Genomic DNA, 1,558 nt, shown 5'->3' on the forward strand with positions numbered 1-1,558 from the left:
GCCGCGGACGCGGGCAGGCCGACCAGGTCGAGCAGCTCGCGGACGCGGGCGTCGCGCTGGGCGGGGGTGCCGCGCCGGTGCACGTCCAGCGGGTCGCGCAGGATCCGCCTGACCGGCAGCCGCCGGTTGAGCGCCGTGGACGGGTCCTGGAAGACCATCCCGACCCCCGCGCCGACGAGGGAGCGCCGCTCCGGCGCCGCCAGCTTCCACAGATCCCGCCCGCCGAACGAGACGGTGCCCGAGGTGGGACGTTGCAGCCCCACCAGAACCCTGGCCAGCGTGGACTTGCCGCACCCCGACTCCCCGACGACCCCGACGGTCTCGCCGGGGCCGACCGTGAGGTCAGCGGCGGTCAGCGCGTACACGCGGTCGCGGGAGAGCAGGCCGCCCGTGCGGGCCTTGTGCACGACGTGGACGTCCTTCAGCTCAAGCACGCTGATCACTTCCCGCGGCCTCGCAGGGGTCACTCGCCGTACCCTGGCGGGAGGCACCCGCCGCGCCCTCGCCCGGGTCACTCGCCGCGGCCTCGTAGGGGGCGAGCGCCGGGTGGTGGCAGGCGACGGCGTGCCGGTGCGCGTCGCCCTCCAGCGGCGGCGCCTCGGCCCGGCACACGCCGGTCGCCATCGGGCACCGGTCGGCGAAGCGGCACCCGGCCTGGAAACCGGCGGGCGAGGGCACCACGCCCGGGATCTGGGTCAGCCGTTCGGCCCCCGCCTCCAGTGACAGCACGGAGCCGAGCAGCCCGCGGGCGTAGTGGTGGGCGGGCGCCCCGACGAGCGTGGCCGTGACACCGGTCTCCACGATCTGCCCCCCGTACATGACGACGACCCGGTCGGTGACGTCGGCGACCAGCGCGAGGTCGTGCGAGACGAGGATGAGCGCGAAGCCCAGCTCCTCGCGCAGCCGCAGCAGCAGCTCGATGACCTGCGCCTGGACGGTCACGTCCAGCGCGGTGGTGGGCTCGTCGGCGACGATCAGCCTGGGGTCGCGCGAGAGCGCCATCGCGATGAGGACCCGCTGGCGCTGCCCGCCGGACAGCTCGTGCGGGTAGGCCGAGAGGGTACGGCGGGCGTCGAGGCCGACGAGTTCGAGCAGTTCGGCGGGGGGACGCCGGCCGCCTCGGCGGGTGACCTGCCGGAGCTGGGCCCGGATGGTCATGGCGGGGTTCAGCGACGAGAGGGCGTCCTGGTAGATCATCGCCATGTCGTGGCCGAGCAGCCGCCTGCGGGTCCGGCGCGGCAGCGTGAGCAGGTGCCTGCCGTCGAAGACGATGTCGCCGCCGACCCGGGCGGTGCGCGGTTGCAGGCCCATGACGGTCAGCGCGGTCAGCGACTTGCCGCAGCCGGACTCGCCGACGAGGCCGAGCACCTCGCCGGGCCGCACGTCGAACGAGATCCCGTCCACGATGTCCACGCCGTCGTCGAACCCGATCCGCAGATCCCTGACCTCCAGGACGGGCGGGCCCTGCGGCAGCGGCCTGGCCCGTTCGGCGAGCCGCCGCGCGGCCTCGGCCAGGCCGGGCAGCTCGACGGTACGCCCGCCGCCGGGCCGGACGCCC

At 75.5% G+C, this 1,558-nt stretch carries 2 protein-coding genes; both read right to left on the reverse strand.

Going from position 1 to position 1,558, the window contains the following annotated elements; genetic code table 11:
• The coding region (locus DQW85_RS23235; RefSeq protein ID WP_240197368.1) for an ATP-binding cassette domain-containing protein at positions 1 to 434 on the reverse strand (434 nt) is incomplete at its 3' end.
• A partial coding sequence (locus DQW85_RS23240; RefSeq protein WP_162795278.1) for an ABC transporter ATP-binding protein occupies positions 427 to 1,558 on the reverse strand: 1,132 nt, incomplete at its 5' end. The genes DQW85_RS23235 and DQW85_RS23240, both read right to left, overlap by 8 nt.

Source organism: Nonomuraea lactucae, assembly GCF_003313395.1.
Classification (GTDB): Bacteria; Actinomycetota; Actinomycetes; order Streptosporangiales; family Streptosporangiaceae; genus Nonomuraea; species Nonomuraea lactucae.